Consider the following 18,174-nt stretch of genomic DNA (forward strand, 5'->3'; position numbering starts at 1 on the left):
GCCGTGTCATCGCGCACCCGCCATTCCCAGCACCAGCTGCACGAGTCGAAGGTCCACCAGGCCGTTCGCCGCACCCGCGCAGGTGCCGGCGGTGACCGCGTTCACCGCCGCGCAGACCTGCTCGGCCTGGGGCTGCGGAATCGCGAAACGAGGTGGCCGATAGGCGATTCCGGTGGCATCGGGCCGCAGATCGGTGACGGCGGCGAACGCGCCGGTCAGCACGGGAGCGGTACCGGTGAGGTCGCGCAGGGTATTCGCGTGCGCCCCGATGAATTCGGCCAGCGGCACGGTGGAGTCGAGCACCCGGAAGATGGGATCGACGAAGAGCGTGGTGATGTCGTTGAGCATCGGCAGCACCCGCTGGAAGCCGTCGATGATCTCGACCGTGCGGCTGAACAATTCGTTGTTCACCTGGCCCAGTACCGAACTCAGCCGCACCAGCATGGATTTGATGTCGCCCCAGTTCCCGGCGATGCTGCGCGAGAGGGCCGAGAGCGAGTCGATCACGCCGGCGAGGTGCCCGATGGCGGCGTCGGGCGAATTCAGCGCGGTGCCGAGTTTCCGAACGATCTCGTTGAGCTGCGGCCCGGTGCCCGCGGTCGCCGCGTCCAGGGCGGCGACACCGCGCCGCAGCGCGTCCGGGCTCTCGCCGTCGGGACCCATTGTCTGCCTGGATAGTTCGGCGAGCGCGCCGAGGGTCTCGGTCATGCTCTTGGGGGTCAGCGTCTTGGTGATGCACTGCGCACCGTCCCAGCGCGGGCCGCCCGGGTCGGGGCTCAGCAGCGCCAGCGCACGGTCCGCGATGATGGTCGGCGACACGGTCGTGGCCGAAACATCGCCCGCGAGCGCGTAGTCCGCGTCCACGTCGAAGTCCACCCGTACGGTGCGCCCCCGGGGTTCCACCGAACGCACGGTGCCGATGGGCACGCCGCGCATGGTGACCTCGTTGCCGGGGTACAGCCCGATGCCGTCGGACATGATGGCGCAGTATGCGTTCTGCGCGCGCAGCGGCTGGACGATGATCAGGTAGCCCACCACCGCGAGCGCCGCCACCGCGAGCGCGCCCGCGGCCGACATGAACCCGCGCGAGCCGAGAAGTCTGATGATCATCGGCAGTCCCTGCCCCGCACCGGAACACAGAACTCGCCGAACGCGGCCGGGTCGATCGCGGCCTGGGCGTCCAGGACCACCTCGGACCGGTCGACGGTGACGCCGGGCTCGGCGGTGATCAGTGCGCGCAGCTGTACGGCCAGCGCCTGCACCGCCCCCAGCAGCGGCTCCAGTTGCGCACCGAGCCTGTCCAATTCGGGGACGACCGCGGCGATCCGCTCGGCCATCGGTTTCAGGGTTCCCTCCCAAGCGGGTTGCACGCCGGCGAGCCGGCCGACGACCCGGTTCAGCGTCTCCACCGCGAGGCGGACTTCGGTGCGCTTGTCGCCGAGCACCGTTTCGAGCACGTTGACCTTGTCCACCAGGCGCTTCAGTTCCCCGCGGGCGGTGACCAGCCCCCGCAGGTATTCGTCCGAGATGGAGATCGCCTTCGACACATCCGAGCGCTGCTGGGTGAGCACGTCGACGAAGTTCTCTACGCCGTCCAGCATCTGACGCAGCCCGTCCGGCGCGGTGGTCAGTGCCCCGGCCAGGGCATCGAGGTTGCCGCGCAGCGTCGCTCCGTCGACGCCGCGAATCGGCGCCGCCGCGTCCTGAAAGGCTTCCGCGAGACTGTAGGGCAGCCGCACTCGATCGGACGGGATGCGCTCCGAGCCCAATGCGGTTGTCCCGGCGGGGAACAGCGCCACGTAGTGGCCGCCGACGACGGTGAGCATCCGAATGTCCAAGGAGGTCTCCCGGCCCAGGAACACGGCGCTGTCGACCGTGAACGTCATGAGGACGCGGTCGGGCCGCAGTTCCAGGCTTTCGACCTTGCCTACGGAGATGCCGGCCAACCGGACGTCGTCTCCGGCCCGCACCGACTGCGCCTCGGTCAATTCGGCGGTGTACGTGTGCTTTCCGAAGGGCACGGCGTACAGCACCGCGACCGCGACGAGCGCGATGACGACCGCGAGCGCTCCGAACAGGCCGCGCCGGGTTTCCCAGCGGCGCTGGGCGGCCGCGTCGCGGGGGCTGTCGTCCCGGCGGAATCGGTTCCGCACACCGGCGGGAATCCTCAGCGACGGCATATCGTCACCTGCTGTCCGGCAACGAGGATGGCCAGCGGCGCGGGGATGTCCGCGGCGCCGCGGCCGCATTCGGCAGCACCGCCACCGGGCAGCGTGGCGCCGAGACCGGCCACGACGCCGGGCAGCCTGCTCAACATGTCGAGGATGTCCTGTGGATTCGGGAACGCCGTGCGCAACAGGGCGTCCAGATCGGGATTCCGCTGTTCGGTGAGACCGGCCGTGGCGAGCAGCCGGTCGATGGGATCGAGCACCGGCGGGGCGGTCAGCGCGAAGTCGATCAGGCCGTCGATCTTGACCTGCAGTGATTCGAAGACATCGGAGAGCTTGGCGAGCAGTGTCACCAATTGCGGTGAGCGACCACCGATACGGTCGGAGATCTCCGCGAGATTGCGCACCAGCGTGGAGATCACGGCCTGCCGATCGGACACGTACGAACTGAGCTGACCGATCGCGTCGAGCGCGGGGCCGATGCCGCTGCCGTTGCCGTCGATGACCGCCAGCATGCTCTCGCCGAACCGGTTGAGCGCCTCCGGGGAGAGCGTGGACAGCACCGGTTCGAGCCCGTTGAACAGGCTCGTCACGTCGTAGGACGGCACCGTACGATCGGTGCCGACATCGGTTCCCGGGGAGGTGCGGGTACCCGGGGTGGCGGCCTGCTGAATGTCCACGTACCGCTGGCCGGTCAGGTTCTGATAGCGGATGGCGAACCTGCTGTTGTCGTAGATCGCGGAGTCGTTCTCGACGTCGAGATCGACGGCGGCCAGATTCCCTTGCAGGCGAATGGCTTTCACTTTGCCGACCTGGACGCCGTACATGCGGACGTCGTCGCCCGTCTTGAGGCCGTTGGCGTCGGTGAACAGCGCCTGGAACTGCGTCGTCTCCCCCGCCACCGGCCGGCGGATGGCGGTGACGATCAGCGCCAGCACCACGAGCATGGCGGCCGCGAACACCAGGAGTCGCCAGCCCGCGCGCACCGCCGTGTTCATCGTGCCTCCGCGGCGACGCCCAGCGGAACGGCCAGTGCCGGAACCAGTCTCAGATCCAGATCCACGTTCAGGACCGGCCCCGCCCCGGTGTCGGGCATGGCCGCGCGCAGGCTGTCGAGCAGTGCGCGCAGTTCGGCACTGGATCGCTGCGGCTCCGGCACCATCGCCGCGGCATCGGACAGAATCGGAGCGAGCATGCCCGCGTACTCAGAGAACTGATCACCGGCGTGGTAGAGGGTGTTCTGCAGCGCGGGGAACAGGCGCTGCACCACCATGTCGATGGTCGCGTCGAATTTCGCTCTGTCGGTGCGCAATACGTCGATGCGGTACACCTGCCCGATCACGTCCACGATCGCGTCCGCGAAGACGCCCACACCGTCCAGGGTCGACCCGTAGGCCCCGAACTGCTCGGACAGCGGCACCGTGCGGGTGTCGGCGACCGTGCGGGCCAGCACAACCATCGATTGCAACAGCGGCGTGAAAGCGCCCACATCACCGGCGATGCGCGCGAGCACATTCGAAAGCTGCGGCGTGAGCACGTCATTGGTCACCTGCGACAGCGAGCGCAGCAGACTGCCCATGGTGGCGTCGTACGCCTTGGCCGCCGCCGGACCGGTCAGATCGATCACCGCGCCCGCCCGCAGCGGCGCACCGCCCGCGCCCCGGCGCAGGTCGATCTCGCTGATGCCGAACAGGTTCGCGGCGGCGTAGTCGACCAACATGCTGTCGTCCAGCGCCCGCGCGGCCTCGGGGTCCAGTCGCAGCCGAATGTACTGCGTACCGAGCTCTCCCGGCTCGATATCGTCGACCGTGCCGGCGGCGAGCCCGTCCAGCCGGACGTCGACGCCGGGCCGAATACCTTCGCCGATCCGCTCGGTCCGCAGGGTGACCGGCACCCGGTCGGGTTCGCGCAGACCCGAGGTCACCGTCCAGGCGACCACGATCGCCGTCACGACGACGGTGATCACGGCCCCCGCCGCGAGCGCTTGTCTTCTGTCGACCTGTACACCAGGCATTCCGTAGTGCGGCATATCCCTATCCCGTGAAACTGATGGCCGCGTTGAATCCCCACAGCGCGATGGAGAGCACCATGTCGATCGCGATGATGGCGACGAAGCTCGCGCGGACCGCCCGGCCCGAGGCGATACCGACGCCTTCCGGTCCGCCGACGGCGAAAAACCCTTGATAGCAATGGATCAGAATGACGGCCGTGCTGAAGACTGCGACCTTGGCGACCGCCGCGAGCATGTCGAATCCGGAGATGAACTGAAAGAAGTAGTGGTCGTAGACACCGGCGGGCTGCCCGTGCACCAGGGTGATCAGACCCCGGCAGGCGAGGTAGCTCAGCACCAGTGCGACCAGGAAGGTCGGCACGATGGCGACCACCCCGGCGATCACGCGGGTCGTCACCACGAAGGGCACCGACCGCAGGCCGAGCGATTCCAGCGCGTCGATCTCCTCGGAGATGCGCATGGAACCGATCTCGGCGGTCATGCGGCACCCGGCCTGGGCGGCGAATCCGATGGCGGCGGCGATGGGAGCGAGTTCGCGGGTGGTCGCGAAGGCCGAGACAACGCCGGTCACCGGCCCGAGGCCCAGCATGTTCAGCGTCGCGAAGGACTCCACGCCGACCGAGGCGCCCATGGCCAGTCCGAGCACGATCATCATGGGCACGGTCCCGCCACCCACGATCACCGAGCCGCGGCCCCAGGTCATATTGGTGATGGCCCGCAGCGTCTCGGCGCGATAGTGCATGAGCGCCAGGGGAACAGCGGAGAGCACCTGCCAGGTGAAGCCCGCCGCGAAACCCAGCGATTCGAACGGGCGCAGCACACCGCGCGGACCGGGCACCCGCGCGGTCCAGGCCAGGGCGCGGGGCCGGTAGGGCGCGGCCATCACGCCAGCCTGGTCGGCAGGAACATGGCGGTGAGCTGGGTGATGGCCAGGTTCACCACCACGATGGAGACCACCGACAGCACCACCGCGGCATTGACCGCGTCGGCCACGCCCCGGGGCCCGCCCTTGGCCTCGAGTCCGCGCTGGCAGGCCACGATCACCACCAGGAAGCCGAAGACCAGCGCCTTGATCAGCGAGACCCAGACGTCGGCGGTGGTGGTGAACGAACCGAAGGTCGCCCAGTAGCTGCCCGGGGTGACGCCCTGCCCGCCGATGGCCACGACGTATCCGGCGAGCACGCCGATGAAGATGATCAGGATGTTGAGCAGCGGCGCGACCAGCAGCATGGCCGCCATGCGGGGCACGACCAGCCGCTGAATCGGGTTGATGCCCATGGTTTTCAGCGCGTCGATCTCCTCGCGGATGGTGCGCGCCCCCAGGTCCGCGGCGATGGCCGCCGCGCCCGCGCCGCCGAGCAGGAAGCCGGTGGCCATGGGCGCGCCCTGCTTGATCACGCCGAGTCCGCCGGTCGCGCCGAGCAGCGAATCCGCACCGAGCGTGTGGATCAGATTGCCGACCTGTACCGAGACGATGACCCCGAAGGGAATTGCCATCAGCAATCCGGGCAGCGCGGTCACAGTGATCAGCCGCCAGGCCTGAATGATCATCTCGCGCCACTGGAATCGGTTGCGCGCCATATCGCCGCACGCGACGACGACCGACTCCTCGGCCATGCCGACGGCGCGCCCGAAGGTGCGAATCGCATCCAAGACGGTTTCAGCAAAATTCTGGCGAACCGTTGAAATCACGGTTCGCCGACTCGAGGCCCCGGCATTCCGAATCTCCCCCGCGCCGACCTCGACTACCACCCTGCGGCATCCTTCCCCTGGCCCGAATGCGGTGGCCCGAATAATCCGGACCGGTGTTCGAATCTAGGGCGGCCGCGTGAGGAGTGTCACTGCACGGATCGCAGAAGATCCCGATCGGTTTTTGTCTCCCGAGTGCAAGACAGCTGTCCAGCGAAGCGGTTCTTCAGGAAACTTGCCGCAAACTCTGTCGCCGGTGACAATTTGGCGATGGTCGCCGTACGCCCCGAACTCGATCTCGACTCCGCCCTCTTCCAGCGTTTCACCGCGCTGCTGCCCACCGTGGCGGAGGAATTGTTCGGGGCGTCACTGGCCACCATGCCGGAGGTGGCCGAGCTTCCGGACGATCACTTCACCCCCCACGTGCTGCCCGCCATCGTGGCGACCATGACCGGATTCCTGCACTCGCTCCAGGAACAGCGTCCCTTCAGCGTCGCCGAGATCTCGGACCACATGACGCCGGTGATCCAGCGCCACGTGGAAGAGCGCATTCCGGTGCGCGCGCTCATCGACGCCTTCTTCGGCGGCGCGCGCCGGCTGTGGACCATGGCACTGGAACTGGCCGAGCCCGAGGATCTTCCGGATCTGGTCGCGTTCTCACTCACGCTGTTCGACCTGCTGAACAATCTCACCCTGGCCATGGCCGACGACTACCTGGCGGTCGAGCAGTCGTTCACGGGCATCGAACGCGACGCCCGGCGGGCGCTGTGCGCGGCGCTGCTGCGCGGTGCGGACGTCGGCGAGCTCGCCGTCAGCGCGGACCTGAGACCCGCCGCGGAGTACGACGTGCTCGCCATCCGCGTCCGCTCGGCGGCCCACGCCGAACCGCTCGCCGGGCACGCCATGGCCCGGCGCCGCCTGCGCCTGGTGCAGAACGCGCTCGACGATCTCGTGGGCACCAGCGCGCTGCACACCTTCGACGGCAGCTCCGGCATCGCCCTGCTGCCGGTTCGGTCCGACGGCGGCCGGGCCAGATATCTGCGCCTGGCGACCATGCTCACCCAGCAGCTCGGGACTGCGGTGCTGCTCGTACCGTGGCCCCGGGTCGCCACCGCCGATCTGCCCGAACCCGCGAAACAGGCCACCGAACTCGCCGAGCTGGCCGCCATGCTGGAACGCCCGGGCGGGGTCTACGAATTGGACGATCTACTACTGGAGTTCCAGTTGACGCGGCCCGGCCCCGCCCGGGATCGGCTCGCCGACCGCATCGCGCCGCTGCTCGATCACCCGCATCTGCTGGAATCGCTGGACGCCCATATCCGATTCGGCGCCGACCGTAAAGCGGCGGCGGCGGAAGTGCACGTGCATCCCAACACCTTCAGCTACCGTCTGCGGCGCGTGGCCGAGCTGACCGGCATCGATCCGGCCGATCCCGGCGGCTCCCGACTGATCGCCGCGGCGCTCATCATCCACCGGCTCTATCCGGCCGAGAGCCCTGCGCGCGTGGACAATACACCCGTCGAGCGCCTTGTTTCCGGAGACTAATCGGCCCGCGCGCTTTCTCCTCTCGGTGCAGTGACGCGCCCGTCCTGGACTGCCAATACTGATGATTCGGCCGCGGCGACAGGTCGTGCCCACCGGTGCCCGGAGACTATCCGGGCGCCGGCCGGGCGCCTTCTGCCGACGCCGGCCCGGTCCCGCCGGCGGAGCGTCCGCGGCGGAACCGCGACGGCGGCGCACCGGCGCGCCGCCGTGTCGCAGCAGAGGGAGGCAGGGGCATGGGCTCCGAATTCATGGACGCGCCACAGGCGTTCGCGCGCACCGATTTCGACGGGGTGAGTCGACAGGGTCGGATGGTGCACGCGTTCGTGCGCGGCTCCGTCAAACCCGTCATCAGCGCGTGGTCGCGTGGTCCACAGCGGCGCTGGCCCTATCCGGCGGTCGATCAGCTCGGCCGCGTGCTGCCGCCGGTGCGCGGGGTGAAGCGCGAAATCCGTTCGCTCCCGCACTGTTCCGCGATGCTGACCACCCCGGCGCGACGCGTGGGCGGGCGGTTCGTGGTCTACGCGCACGGTGGCGCGTTCCTGGTCGGGGGCCGGCAGCTGCACCGGCACATGGTCGGTCGCCTGGCGACGCTGCTCGGCGCGCAGATGCTGAGCGTGCAGTACCGGAAACTGCCCCGGCACACCATCGCCGACGCGGTCTCGGACTGTGTGGACGCGTACCGGTACGCGCTGGACTCAGGGGCGGACCCCGCGGAAATCGTGGTGATGGGTGATTCCGCGGGCGGCTATCTGACCATGATGACCGCCATAGAGATCGGGCGGCGGGGACTGCCCGCACCCGCCGCGCTGGTGGCCATGGCGCCCCTGGCGGACTGGGATTTCACCGCCAAACTGGCTGCGCCGTCGGCGTCCACCTGCGCGGTGTTCGCCCCCGCCATGGTGCCGATCTTCGGCGAATTCGTGCGCGCGGCGGTTCGCGACACCGCGCTGGAGTCCCCCGCGCACTGCGACCTCACCGGCTTGCCGCCGACCCTGATCCAGGCCAGCCGCGACGAAATGGTCTATCCCGACGCGGTTCTGCTCGCCGAGCGGCTGAGCGCCCACGGTGTGCACACCGAACTGCAGACCTGGCCCGGTCAGGTGCACGTCTTCCAGGCGGCGTCCGGATTCGTCCCGGAGGCCACCCGCGCGCTCGGCGAGATCGCCGATTTCGTGGACCGGACACTCGCCAGGCCCCGGCTTTCCCGCAGCGCCTGACCGAGAACCGAAGTACCCGAGCATCATTCATCGCACCGCCGTGCGATTCACCCGACAGGAGCATCGCTCGTATGACGGACCCGAGGGCCGAGCTGTACACCGAACTCGGCGGTGAGCCGCGCGCCGTGCTGGACGCGCTCACCGACCGGGAGGCCGACCTCCTGCTGCGGCACCTGCGGCAGGCTCGCACGGATCAGCACGAAAGCCTTCTCCAAGCAATGGATTCGGCGCTGAACGTACTGCCCGCCCTGCTGCGCAGGCCCGCCCGCTCGATTCTGTTCGGAAAGTGAGAACGATGACCGACCTCGTCACGCGCGGCCAGCTCGACCTGCTGGCCCAGACCATGGCCGCCCCGGTGGCCGAGCTGGAATCGCTGGCCCGGCTGGGCGCGGACGACATTCGCGCACTGCGCGAAAGGATTTCGGCGCTGCTCTACGACGCGCACGCCGACACCTTCGCGCGGGTGTCGAAGCTGGCCCCGTTGATTCCGAACGCGCTGGCCGCCAAGGTCGCGCTCAAGGCGGTGCCGCCGGAGGTCGCGGGACGCGCGGGCGGCGCGATAGGCATCGACCACCCCGATCGCGCGGCAGGGCTGCTCGGCGCGCTGACCACGACCTACATGGCCGATGCCGCCCCGTTCCTGGATCCGCGCGCGATCGCGGTCCTCGCACCACGCATCCCGGCCGCGGTACTCATTCCGGCCGCGAACGAACTGCTCGCCCGGCGGGACTACGTGACCGCCGCGAGCTTTCTGGACCACGCGCCCGACGAGCTGATCGCGGACTTCGAGCGCGGCATCGGCGACGACGCCGGCCTGCTGCACACGGCCGCGCTCAGCTCGTCCGCCGAGCGCCTCGCACATGTGATCCGGCTGCTGCCGCCCGGACGCCGCGAGCGGATTCTGCGCACGGCGACCTCCGGCGCCCCGGCGACCGCGCTGGCCGGGCTGTCGGTGCTCGCCAGGCTGGACTCGGATATCGGGCGTGAGCTGTGCGACACGCTGTTCGGCGGACCCGATGTCGAGACCGGCATCCTGTTCACCGCCGCGCACACCGCGGGCGCACATAAGGAAATTCTCACCTGCGTTGCCGCACTTGATGATTCGATCCTCACGAAGCTCGCCCGGCATCCGGCACTGGCCGACCGCGAGACGGTCGTAGCGCTGGCGGCCGCCGCCGACACGGACGAGCACCGAACGGCGTTGCTCGCGATCGCGTCGTACGGTGGCGAGGAGCTGCGCGGCTGGATCGCCGCCGCCCTGCCCGAACCCGCCGATCAGCTGACGGAGGCCGCACGATGAGATGCTCGACCATCACCGATGCGCTGAGCGGGCACGATCAGCCGTCCGAGGCGCGCTGATGCGACGCCCGACCACCCCGCTGCGCGCGGCCGCCCTGCGGCACCGCGACTTCTACCGTCCGGCGGCGGACGGGGTGGCGGCGGGGCCGCCGGGAACCCTCGTGCGGGCCGAGCCCATGATCGCGCGGCTGCTGCCGGGCATCGCCCTGCGAACGCACGCGTGGCGCGTGCTGTACACCAGCACCACCGCCCTCGGTGCGCCCGTCGAGGTCTCGGGGACCGTACTGGTGCCGCGCCGCCCATATCCGGGGCAGCGGCCGCTGATCGGCTACGCGATCGGCACGCAGGGGCACGGAGCCCATTGCGCGCCGTCACTGCAACTGCTCACCGGGCTCGAATACGAGACGGCGCTGATCATGGCGCTGCTGCGGCGTGGCTGGGCCGTCGCGCTCACCGACTATCCGGGGCTCGGCGCTTCGGGGCGGCACCCCTACATCGTCGGGCGCGCGCTGGGGCCGGCGGTGCTGGACAGCATGCGCGCCGCCCGGCAGCTGGAGGCGGCAGCACTGCCGCCGGACGGGCCGGCGGCGCTGTTCGGCTATTCCGAAGGCGGGACCGCGGCGGGCTGGGCCGCACAGCTCCAGCCCACCTACGCGCCCGACGTCCCGCTCGCCGCGGCCGCGCTCGGCGGGGTGGCCGCTGATCTGGAATTCCAGGGCGAGTTCCTCGACGGCGGGCGGTTCGCCTGGCTGCTCGCGTACACCGCGCTCGGGATGGACGTCGCGTATCCGGAACTGGATCTCGACGGCTATCTCACCCCGGCCGGGCGGAAAATGGCCGCGCGCCTGGCGGATACGCACATCGTCACCCAGATCCTCACCGGGCTGCCGTTCCGCTTCGATCGGCACCGGTACCTGACCGAGGATCTGATGGCCCACCCGGACTGGCTGGCGCGGTTCCGGGAGAACCGGCTCGGCGGGATCGCACCGGCCGCGCCGGTGCTGCTCACTCACGGGCAGCGGGACCAGATACTGGGCTACGCGCAGGCCCCCGTCCTGCGCGACGATTGGACCCGGCTCGGGGTGGACGTCACCTTCCGAGGCTTCCGCGGACTGGAACACCTGACCGCGGGTCCGGCACATACGCGAGTGGCCGTGCCCTGGCTGGCCGGGCAGCTCGGCGAGGGACGCCGGCGGCGTCGCGCCGCTTGACCCGGCACCGGCCTCGCAAGGAAGGCCGTCGCCGCACCAGCAATGGTTGCTGGACGCAGTTTTTCGAAATCCATCAGGACGTTCAGCTCGGCCGGCGGAACCACACTGGCGCCGGGCCGGCCGGGTGACCGGGAATCCGGCTGACCGTTACCTCGTCCCCGGCAGAGCACACCGTGCGGATCCCTGCCGGATGACCCGATGCGCCGAGGCACCTACCCGGCAGGTGTGGTGCCGCACTCGACCACCGGACACCGCTCCGTCCACGCGGGAAAGGCCCGGAGCCGCACCGAATCGGTTGTGGGGCCGGGCCTTTCGGCTGTCCTCGACACGGAGGGTCAGCGGGCCACCACCTCGGCGGGGGCCTGCCAGAGCGTGCTGCGCAGGTCCCGCCCGCGAATCACCTGGATGCGCCAGGGGTCGAGCTTCAGCATGTGCAGCTTCGGATCCTCGATGCCGGTCCAGAAATTGCTCAGCGGATAGCCCGCGCCCCGGGGGCTGGTGTTCAGGTACAGATTCCAGACGTGCTGACGGGTTGTCAGGTCCTCCAGGGGAATCCAGTCGGCGGTGGCGTCGATGTGCACCGAGTTCTGCTTGCGGTTCCAGTAGGAGAACGTGGTGTTCGGGTTGTTGGCCAGGTGCGCCTCCTTGACGGGGGTGCGGTAGGTGGCGAGCCAGCCGACGGGGTTGCCGTCCACCGTCTCCCACACCGGGATGAGCACCCGGGCGCGAGGGCGGTTCTGGCGATCCACGGTCACCATGTGGGCGTAGACGGTTTCGCCGATGTAGTAGTCGAACTGGGTCTCGATGTCGGCGAAAGCCGTTGTTTTGGAAGTCATGTCGAGCGTCCTTTTCGCGATTCAGACAAGTGCGGGGGTGGTGGATTCCACGGGTGCCGCGGTGCGGCGCAGGCCGAACGCGCCGAGTGCTCCGGCCAGTACCGCGGCGATCACGGGGACCAGCAGTGCGGTGCGGACCGCGTCCATGCCGCTCGCGCCGCCGGTGATGGCGGCCACGTGCACGGCGGTGACCGCGGAAACGCCCAGGGCGAAACCGAATTGGATGGCGGTGTAGAGCAGGCCGCCGGCCAGGCCGTGTTCGGCTTCGTCGATGCCTGCGGTGCCCGCGATGGTCGGCGGACCGTAGACCAGGGCGAAGGAGACGCCGATCAGGATGAAGGCGGGCAGGATGGCCGTGTAGGCGCGGTCGAGGTCCAGGGACAGCAGCAGGACGTAGGCCAGCGCGGCGAGGACGACGCCGCCGAAAATCACCCGGCCGTTGCCGAAGCGCTCCACCAGTTTCGGGGTGAGCAGTGGCGCGAGGATCGCGTCGATGCCGATCACGGCCATGGCCAGGCCCGTCTGCACCGTGCTCCAGCCGCGCAGTTCCTGGAAATACAGGGCTGCCAGGAACTGGAAGCCCGCGAAGGCTACGACGAACAGCAGCGCGATCAGGTTGGTGCGCACCAGGACCGGGGAACGCAGGATGCCGAGCCGGACCAGCGGATCGGGAACCCGGCGCTCGTTGACCACGAACAGCGCGAGCAGCGCCAGGCCGGCGCCGAAGACCGCGACGGTGAGACCCGGGTTGTTGCCGAGGTGTTCGAGCCGGACCACCCCGTACACCAGCAACATCATCGCGCCGGTGACCGAGAGCGCGCCGATCGCATCGACTTCGCCGGGCTGGTCCGGCGCCTCGTCCGCGTCGCGGACCAGGAAGATCGCGGCCACCAGCAGCAGCGCGGACAACACCACCGGCGCGAAGAACACCCAGCGCCAGCCGAACGCGGTGAGCAGGCCGCCGACCACCATCCCGAGCGAGAACCCGCCCGCGCCGACGCCCGCGTAGACCAGCAGCGCCCGATTGCGCACCGGGCCCTCCGCGAAACCGGTGGTGATCATCGACAGACCCGCCGGGGCCATGAACGCCGCGGCGACGCCGGTGACGAAGCGGGCGGTCAGCAGCATCCAGCCCTCGGTCGCGAAACCGCCGAGCCCGGAGAAGGCCACGAAGATCGCCAGCCAGAAGAGGAATACGCGCCGCCTGCCGAACAGATCCGCGGCGCGGCCGCCGAGCAGCATGAACCCGCCGTAGCCCAGGACGTAGGCGGAGACGACGCCGCTGAGCATGCCCGTGGACAGTCCCAGATCGGCGCGGATCGAGGGCAACGCCACGTTGAGCATCGCGACGTCGATGCCCTCGAGGAAGATGGCCCCGCTGAGGACTGCGAGCACCGCCCATGCGCGGGCGGACATTTCGGTGAAGACCGCTGGCGGCCCGGATTGCAACATCGTGCAACTCCCTGGATCTACGGTTCCCCATCGTGGGGCCGGTTACTTATTGATACTCAGGGAAGTTTCGGGCAAGATCCGATCTCATGGAAGACGGCACATTCAAGTCACCCGGTGACTGCGGGGATACCGGCTCCGAGCTGTACTCCGAGCATTGGGACACGCGCAACGACTGCGAGGTGCGCCAGATTCTGGACCGTGTCGCCGACAAGTGGTCGCTCCTGGTGATCGCGCTGCTGGAGGAGCGGACCCTGCGGTTCAGCGAACTCAAGCACAAGATCGACGGGGTCAGTCAGCGCATGCTGAGCCGCACCCTGCGGCACCTCGAACGCGACGGCCTGGTGGAGCGCACGGTCTATCCGACCGTGCCCCCGCGCGTGGACTACGCGCTGACCCCCCTCGGCGGGAGTCTGCACACCACCATCAAGGCACTGGTCACCTGGACCGAGGCGCACCAGAACCAGATCGCCGCCGCGCGAGACGCGTACGACCGGCAGCAGGCGCTGGCCGAGGCGGGCACGCTGCCCGTGGCGCTCGCGCACTGAGGTTCGGAAGTCGTCGGCTGTCGCGAAAATTCAGTCCACCGAGCGGATCGACTCCCGCGAGATCTCGGCCGACCTCGAAGTGTGCTGGTACGCAGCCGGATTTGTAGGCAGCCGCGGGCACGCACGTCGCCGGGAGCCCGTTCGGTCGGCGCGGCCCGCACACCCACCCGGATTCCGCCGCCTACACAGGCAGGCGCGCAGGCGGGGACTCGGACCGCCTCCGCGGTGACGGCCCGTCGGATCAGGCCGTCTCGAGGAACTCGGCGATGATGCGCGCCAACGCTTTCGGGTCCTCCAGCATCGGGAGGTGGCCCGTCGCCAGCTCGCGGGGCGCGGCGGGGGTCAACCGGGCGGCGTAGCGGTGTTGCAGCGCGGGGGCGAACTCGCGGTCGGCGGTCGTCACCACGTAGCCGGCCCGTTCGGGAAAAGCGTGCGGGGACAGGCGATCCCGGTACAGCCGCTGCGACTCCGGGGTGAAATCGGCGATGAGCCGGGCGAGGTCGTCCTCCCCCAGTCCGGAGCCGAGCCCGGCGCGAATTGCCTTCTCCGGCGGGCGGGTACCGGCGATGCGCATGATCGGCCCGATGACATAGCGCTGCGGCACGGGCAGGGCCGAGACGAACGAGCCGCCGGGCACGGGGATCGAGGCGGCGACCCCGAGCACCCCCGCCACCCGATCGGGTGCGGCCGCGACGATCTCACCGGCCACGGCCCCGCCCGCCGAATGCGCGACGACTACGAAACGCCCCTCGGGCGCCTGGGCCAGCGCGGCCTCGGCGTACTCCCGCAGGCTCGCCCGGCCGCCCCGGGGATACTCCGCGACCACCGAGGACACCGGCAGCTCGGCGCGCACCCCGTCCCAGATCCACGCGGGCAGCCCCGCGCCGCTGAGGAACAGCACCGGGGTGGAGGACTCGAGCGGCATATCCGCTCCTTTCCGACTAGTGGCGAGCCCGGATCGGGCACGGGCCGGCGGCGGTCGGCACGACCGCGCCGCCGAACACGCGACACCTGCAACCGGATCGCGCACAGTGATCTTCCCCGCTCGGCCGCGAACTCGACGGCCCGGGGCCGGGCGCGGAGATCCGCGCGACGTGGGCGAAACCCCTGCCGCGGACCGGGGGACGATACGGACGCGGCCGGGATGGGATGCTTGGCGGATGGTGTCGGAAAGCGCGGATGTTCCCGGTGGACGGTGGGGTGACCACAACCTGGAGCGCCGGCGCGCGATCATGGAGGCCCTGATCGCCCTCATCGAGGAGTCCGAGCCCGGGGCCGAGATTCCCCTGCAGCTCATCGCCGAACGAGCGGGGATCCGGCGGTCGGTGGTCTACCGGCACTTCACCGATCGCAAGGATCTGGACGCCAAGACCCGCGAGTTCGCGGTCGAGTCCAATGTGGACCGATTACTGCCGACCCTGGACCTGTCGGACAGCCTGTACGACACCGTCTTCGGGATCGTCGGGCCGTATGTGGCGCTGGTGGAAGCGCATCCGCGCCTGCACGAGTGGGTCGAACACGGTCCCGGCAGTCACGACCCGGCCGGGCGCGCGGTGGTGACCGGCACGAAAGCAGCTATCGCGGAACGCGTTTCGACACTGTTCAGCATGTCGATGGCGCTGCTCGACATCCAGGAGCCCGGGGTGGAGGTCGCCGCCTTCGCCGTGGTGTCCATGGCGGACGGCGCGATCACGCGCTGGATGCGGACGAGCCCGAGGGAGTACCCGGCGACCGAGGTGACCCGGCTGCTCACCGATTCCATCTGCTACATGATCGACGGCCATGCCCGCGCGCACGGCGTCGAGATCGATCCGCGCCTGCCGCTGCGCGAGTTGCTGGACCGGACCACCACCGACGCCTGATCCGGCCGCCGCACCCGCGGCCGCCCGCACATTCTGTTTGCGACACGATGTCGCGATCACCCTTGTTCGACGCCACCCGGCCGGGGTACGGTCGTGTCACGACGTGATCGAGACACCGTGTCACGTTCATTCGATCAGGAGTGCTGGGGATGAATTCCACAACGCAGACCGCGGCCGCGCAGTCCGACGCGCACTACACCGACACGCTGGCGACCCTGTCCTACGGGTCCGTACACAAACGTTTCGACCCGTACCTCGATATCGACTGGGACCACCCGGATTTCGCGGTCCGAACCGATGACCCACGCTGGGTGATGCCCCCGGAGGACGCGCTCGGCGCGCACCCCTGGTACCGCGCGCTGCCGCTGGATCGGCAGATCGAGATCGGCATGTGGCGGCAGGCCAACATCGCCAAGGTCGGCCTGCAGTTCGAGAACATCCTGATTCGCGGGCTCATGCAGTACGTGTTCTCGGTGCCCAACGGCTCACCCGAATTCCGCTACTGCACACACGAATCCATCGAAGAGTGCAACCACACCATGATGTTCCAGGAGGTGGTGAACCGGATCGGCATGGATACCCCGGGGATGCGGACCTGGGTGCGCTACGTCGGGCCGCTGGTCCCGTTCCTGGCCTCGATCTTCCCCGAGTGGTTCTTCGTCATGGTGCTGGCCGGCGAGGAGCCCATCGACCACGGGCAGAAGCTGCTGCTGCGCGCGGGCCGCGACACGCACCCGATGATCCAGCGGGTGATGGCGATCCACGTGGCCGAGGAGGCCCGGCACATCAGCTTCGCGCACAACTACCTGGAGAACGCGGTGCCGCGGATGGGCCGGATCCGCAAATTCGCGCTGTCCCTGCTGTTCGCGCCGACCATGCGCATCATCTGCGACCTCATCGCGGTGCCGACGCGCAAGTTCCGCGAGGACTGCGACGTGCCGAAACACGTGGTGGACGAGATCTTCTGGAGCAGCCCGGACTCCCGGAAGAACCTGCGCGACTTCTTCGCCGACGTTCGCATGCTCGCCCACGGCCTCGGCCTGATGAATCCGGTCGCGCGGGTGCTGTGGAAGCTCTGCAAGATCGACGGCCCGGTCTCGCGCTACCGCAGCGAGCCCGCCCGTACCGCGCACTGAGGCGCGCCCGCACCACCTTTCGGCAAGCTCCTATCTCGAAGAAGAGAGTTCCGCACGTGACAACCCCCTACCGCTCCCGTTGGATGGACGATGACCTGGACGCGCTGCGCGATCTGGCGCGCTCGTTCTGCGAGAAGGAGATCGCCCCGCACATCGAGCGGTTCATCGACCAGCACCACGTGGATCGCGAACTGTGGCAGGTCGCGGGGTCGCTCGGGCTGCTGTGCATGTCGATTCCCGAGGAATACGGCGGCGGCGGTGGCACTTTCGCGCACGAGGCCGTGCTCATCGAGGAGCAGGCCCGGATCGGCGACTCCTCGTGGGGCGCCGCGCTGCACAGCGGCATCGTCGCGCACTACCTGCTCGCCTACGGCACCGAGGAGCAGAAGCGGCACTGGCTGCCGCTGCTGGCCTCGGGCGAGGTGGTGGGTGCGATCGCCATGACCGAACCCGGTACCGGCTCCGACCTGCAGAACGTGAAGACGCGCGCGGTGCGCGACGGTGACGAGTACGTCGTGGACGGCGCGAAGACCTTCATCACCAACGGCGGCCAGGCCGATTTGATCATCGTCGTGGCCAAGACAGGCGGCGAAGGCGCACAGGGGATTTCGCTGATCCTGGTCGAGGGCGACCGGCCCGGCTTCCGGCGCGGCCGGGTGCTGGACAAGATCGGCCAGCGCGGGCAGGACACCTCCGAGCTGTTCTTCGACGCGGTGCGGGTGCCCGCGACCAACCTGCTGGGCACGGTCGAGGGCCAGGGCTTCATCCAGCTCATGCAGCAGCTGCCCCAGGAGCGCCTGATCATCGCGGTGGGCTCGACCGTCGCGGTGGAAACCGCACTGGCGCAAACCCTCACGTACACCAAGGCGCGAGAAGCGTTCGGCAAACCGGTGTTCGGCTTCCAGAACACCAAGTTCACCCTGGCCGAGGTGGCCACCGAGGCACGGATCATGCGCGTGTTCACCGACGACTGCGTGGAGCGCCACATCCGCGGCGAGCTCGATATCCCCACGGTGGCCATGGCCAAGTGGTGGACCAGCGAGCGGGCGATGGCCAACATCGACCAGTGCCTGCAACTGCACGGCGGATACGGCTACATGACCGAGTACCCGATCTCCCGGCTGTGGGTGGACAACCGGGTACAGAAGATCTACGCGGGCACCAACGAGATCATGAAGGAGATCATCGCCCGCACGCTGTGAG

At 69.2% G+C, this 18,174-nt stretch carries 18 protein-coding genes; 9 read left to right on the top strand and 9 right to left on the bottom strand.

Features of this window, described 5'->3' with window-relative positions; all coding sequences use genetic code 11:
* Positions 1–6: 6 nt before the first annotated feature.
* The 6 genes from ACWDOP_RS05220 to ACWDOP_RS05245 form a co-directional block, all read right to left on the bottom strand.
* The gene (locus ACWDOP_RS05220) at positions 7–1,110 is read right to left on the bottom strand and encodes an MlaD family protein (protein WP_456344013.1); all 1,104 of its coding nucleotides are present in this window, start codon (positions 1,108–1,110) and stop codon (positions 7–9) included.
* A complete protein-coding gene (locus ACWDOP_RS05225; RefSeq protein WP_456344014.1) occupies positions 1,107–2,153 on the bottom strand; it encodes an MlaD family protein in 1,047 nt (348 codons plus the stop codon). The genes ACWDOP_RS05220 and ACWDOP_RS05225 overlap by 4 nt, the downstream gene beginning before the upstream one ends.
* A 14-nt stretch (positions 2,154–2,167) precedes the next feature.
* Positions 2,168–3,166 (bottom strand): MCE family protein, encoded by a 999-nt coding sequence (locus ACWDOP_RS05230; RefSeq protein ID WP_456344015.1) that lies wholly within the window; start codon positions 3,164–3,166, stop codon positions 2,168–2,170.
* Entirely contained in the window at positions 3,163–4,134 is a 972-nt protein-coding gene (locus ACWDOP_RS05235) for an MlaD family protein (protein ID WP_456344016.1), read from the bottom strand. The genes ACWDOP_RS05230 and ACWDOP_RS05235 overlap by 4 nt, the downstream gene beginning before the upstream one ends.
* A gap of 67 nt (positions 4,135–4,201) precedes the next feature.
* The gene (locus tag ACWDOP_RS05240; protein WP_456344017.1) at positions 4,202–5,062 is read right to left on the bottom strand and encodes an MlaE family ABC transporter permease; all 861 of its coding nucleotides are present in this window, start codon (positions 5,060–5,062) and stop codon (positions 4,202–4,204) included.
* Positions 5,062–5,796: an ABC transporter permease gene (locus tag ACWDOP_RS05245; RefSeq protein WP_456344055.1), complete on the bottom strand. Its 735-nt coding sequence runs from the start codon at positions 5,794–5,796 to the stop codon at positions 5,062–5,064. Before ACWDOP_RS05245 ends, ACWDOP_RS05240 begins: the two co-directional genes overlap by 1 nt.
* Before the next feature lie 342 nt (positions 5,797–6,138).
* Here ACWDOP_RS05245 and ACWDOP_RS05250 point away from each other — a divergent pair, with 342 nt between their 5' ends.
* The 5 genes from ACWDOP_RS05250 (at position 6,139) to ACWDOP_RS05270 (ending at position 11,140) form a co-directional block, all read left to right on the top strand.
* On the top strand, positions 6,139–7,413 hold the full coding sequence (locus ACWDOP_RS05250) for a PucR family transcriptional regulator (protein WP_456344018.1): 1,275 nt from the start codon (positions 6,139–6,141) through the stop codon (positions 7,411–7,413).
* A 233-nt stretch (positions 7,414–7,646) separates the two neighbouring features.
* The gene (locus tag ACWDOP_RS05255; protein WP_456344019.1) at positions 7,647–8,630 is read left to right on the top strand and encodes an alpha/beta hydrolase; all 984 of its coding nucleotides are present in this window, start codon (positions 7,647–7,649) and stop codon (positions 8,628–8,630) included.
* 71 nt (positions 8,631–8,701) lie between these two features.
* The gene (locus ACWDOP_RS05260; RefSeq protein ID WP_456344020.1) at positions 8,702–8,920 is read left to right on the top strand and encodes a hypothetical protein; all 219 of its coding nucleotides are present in this window, start codon (positions 8,702–8,704) and stop codon (positions 8,918–8,920) included.
* A 5-nt stretch (positions 8,921–8,925) separates the two neighbouring features.
* Positions 8,926–9,930 (top strand): hypothetical protein, encoded by a 1,005-nt coding sequence (locus ACWDOP_RS05265; RefSeq protein WP_456344021.1) that lies wholly within the window; start codon positions 8,926–8,928, stop codon positions 9,928–9,930.
* 58 nt (positions 9,931–9,988) lie between these two features.
* Positions 9,989–11,140: a lipase family protein gene (locus tag ACWDOP_RS05270; RefSeq protein WP_456344022.1), complete on the top strand. Its 1,152-nt coding sequence runs from the start codon at positions 9,989–9,991 to the stop codon at positions 11,138–11,140.
* Positions 11,141–11,475: 335 nt separating this feature from the next.
* On the opposite strand, the gene ACWDOP_RS05275 is transcribed toward ACWDOP_RS05270, so the two are convergent.
* Together ACWDOP_RS05275 and ACWDOP_RS05280 are read right to left on the bottom strand one after the other, a co-directional pair.
* A complete protein-coding gene (locus tag ACWDOP_RS05275) occupies positions 11,476–11,976 on the bottom strand; it encodes a pyridoxamine 5'-phosphate oxidase family protein (protein WP_456344023.1) in 501 nt (166 codons plus the stop codon).
* A gap of 21 nt (positions 11,977–11,997) precedes the next feature.
* Entirely contained in the window at positions 11,998–13,428 is a 1,431-nt protein-coding gene (locus ACWDOP_RS05280; RefSeq protein ID WP_456344024.1) for an MFS transporter, read from the bottom strand.
* Between the two features lie 86 nt (positions 13,429–13,514).
* Here ACWDOP_RS05280 and ACWDOP_RS05285 point away from each other — a divergent pair, with 86 nt between their 5' ends.
* Entirely contained in the window at positions 13,515–13,973 is a 459-nt protein-coding gene (locus ACWDOP_RS05285) for a winged helix-turn-helix transcriptional regulator (RefSeq protein ID WP_456344025.1), read from the top strand.
* A gap of 241 nt (positions 13,974–14,214) precedes the next feature.
* Here ACWDOP_RS05285 and ACWDOP_RS05290 read toward each other — a convergent pair whose 3' ends face one another.
* Positions 14,215–14,898, bottom strand: a complete 684-nt coding sequence (locus ACWDOP_RS05290; protein ID WP_456344026.1) for an alpha/beta fold hydrolase — start codon at positions 14,896–14,898, stop codon at positions 14,215–14,217.
* Positions 14,899–15,133: 235 nt separating this feature from the next.
* Between ACWDOP_RS05290 and ACWDOP_RS05295 the strand changes: the two genes are divergently transcribed.
* From ACWDOP_RS05295 to ACWDOP_RS05305, 3 genes are all read left to right on the top strand, one after another.
* The gene (locus ACWDOP_RS05295; protein WP_456344027.1) at positions 15,134–15,835 is read left to right on the top strand and encodes a TetR/AcrR family transcriptional regulator; all 702 of its coding nucleotides are present in this window, start codon (positions 15,134–15,136) and stop codon (positions 15,833–15,835) included.
* A gap of 149 nt (positions 15,836–15,984) precedes the next feature.
* Entirely contained in the window at positions 15,985–16,971 is a 987-nt protein-coding gene (locus ACWDOP_RS05300) for an AurF N-oxygenase family protein (RefSeq protein WP_456344028.1), read from the top strand.
* A gap of 83 nt (positions 16,972–17,054) precedes the next feature.
* Positions 17,055–18,173 carry an acyl-CoA dehydrogenase family protein gene (locus tag ACWDOP_RS05305; protein WP_456344056.1) on the top strand — a complete coding sequence of 373 codons (1,119 nt, stop codon included), beginning with the start codon at positions 17,055–17,057 and terminating at the stop codon, positions 18,171–18,173.
* Position 18,174 lies beyond the last annotated feature (1 nt).

The sequence above is a fragment of the Nocardia sp. NPDC003693 genome (assembly GCF_053981095.1).

Excerpts from the sequence above, each read along its gene's own strand:
- ACWDOP_RS05260 (WP_456344020.1), top strand. The coding sequence starts at position 8,702 with ATGACGGACCCGAGGGCCGAGCTGTACACCGAACTCGGCGGTGAGCCG.
- ACWDOP_RS05255 (WP_456344019.1), top strand. The coding sequence starts at position 7,647 with ATGGGCTCCGAATTCATGGACGCGCCACAGGCGTTCGCGCGCACCGAT.
- ACWDOP_RS05245 (WP_456344055.1), bottom strand. The coding sequence starts at position 5,796 with ATGGCCGAGGAGTCGGTCGTCGTCGCGTGCGGCGATATGGCGCGCAAC.
- ACWDOP_RS05300 (WP_456344028.1), top strand. The coding sequence starts at position 15,985 with ATGAATTCCACAACGCAGACCGCGGCCGCGCAGTCCGACGCGCACTAC.
- ACWDOP_RS05265 (WP_456344021.1), top strand. The coding sequence starts at position 8,926 with ATGACCGACCTCGTCACGCGCGGCCAGCTCGACCTGCTGGCCCAGACC.
- ACWDOP_RS05305 (WP_456344056.1), top strand. The coding sequence starts at position 17,055 with ATGGACGATGACCTGGACGCGCTGCGCGATCTGGCGCGCTCGTTCTGC.
- ACWDOP_RS05280 (WP_456344024.1), bottom strand. The coding sequence starts at position 13,428 with ATGTTGCAATCCGGGCCGCCAGCGGTCTTCACCGAAATGTCCGCCCGC.
- ACWDOP_RS05250 (WP_456344018.1), top strand. The coding sequence starts at position 6,139 with ATGGTCGCCGTACGCCCCGAACTCGATCTCGACTCCGCCCTCTTCCAG.
- ACWDOP_RS05240 (WP_456344017.1), bottom strand. The coding sequence starts at position 5,062 with ATGGCCGCGCCCTACCGGCCCCGCGCCCTGGCCTGGACCGCGCGGGTG.
- ACWDOP_RS05220 (WP_456344013.1), bottom strand. The coding sequence starts at position 1,110 with ATGATCATCAGACTTCTCGGCTCGCGCGGGTTCATGTCGGCCGCGGGC.
- ACWDOP_RS05275 (WP_456344023.1), bottom strand. The coding sequence starts at position 11,976 with ATGACTTCCAAAACAACGGCTTTCGCCGACATCGAGACCCAGTTCGAC.
- ACWDOP_RS05285 (WP_456344025.1), top strand. The coding sequence starts at position 13,515 with ATGGAAGACGGCACATTCAAGTCACCCGGTGACTGCGGGGATACCGGC.
- ACWDOP_RS05270 (WP_456344022.1), top strand. The coding sequence starts at position 9,989 with ATGCGACGCCCGACCACCCCGCTGCGCGCGGCCGCCCTGCGGCACCGC.
- ACWDOP_RS05230 (WP_456344015.1), bottom strand. The coding sequence starts at position 3,166 with ATGAACACGGCGGTGCGCGCGGGCTGGCGACTCCTGGTGTTCGCGGCC.
- ACWDOP_RS05290 (WP_456344026.1), bottom strand. The coding sequence starts at position 14,898 with ATGCCGCTCGAGTCCTCCACCCCGGTGCTGTTCCTCAGCGGCGCGGGG.
- ACWDOP_RS05295 (WP_456344027.1), top strand. The coding sequence starts at position 15,134 with ATGGTGTCGGAAAGCGCGGATGTTCCCGGTGGACGGTGGGGTGACCAC.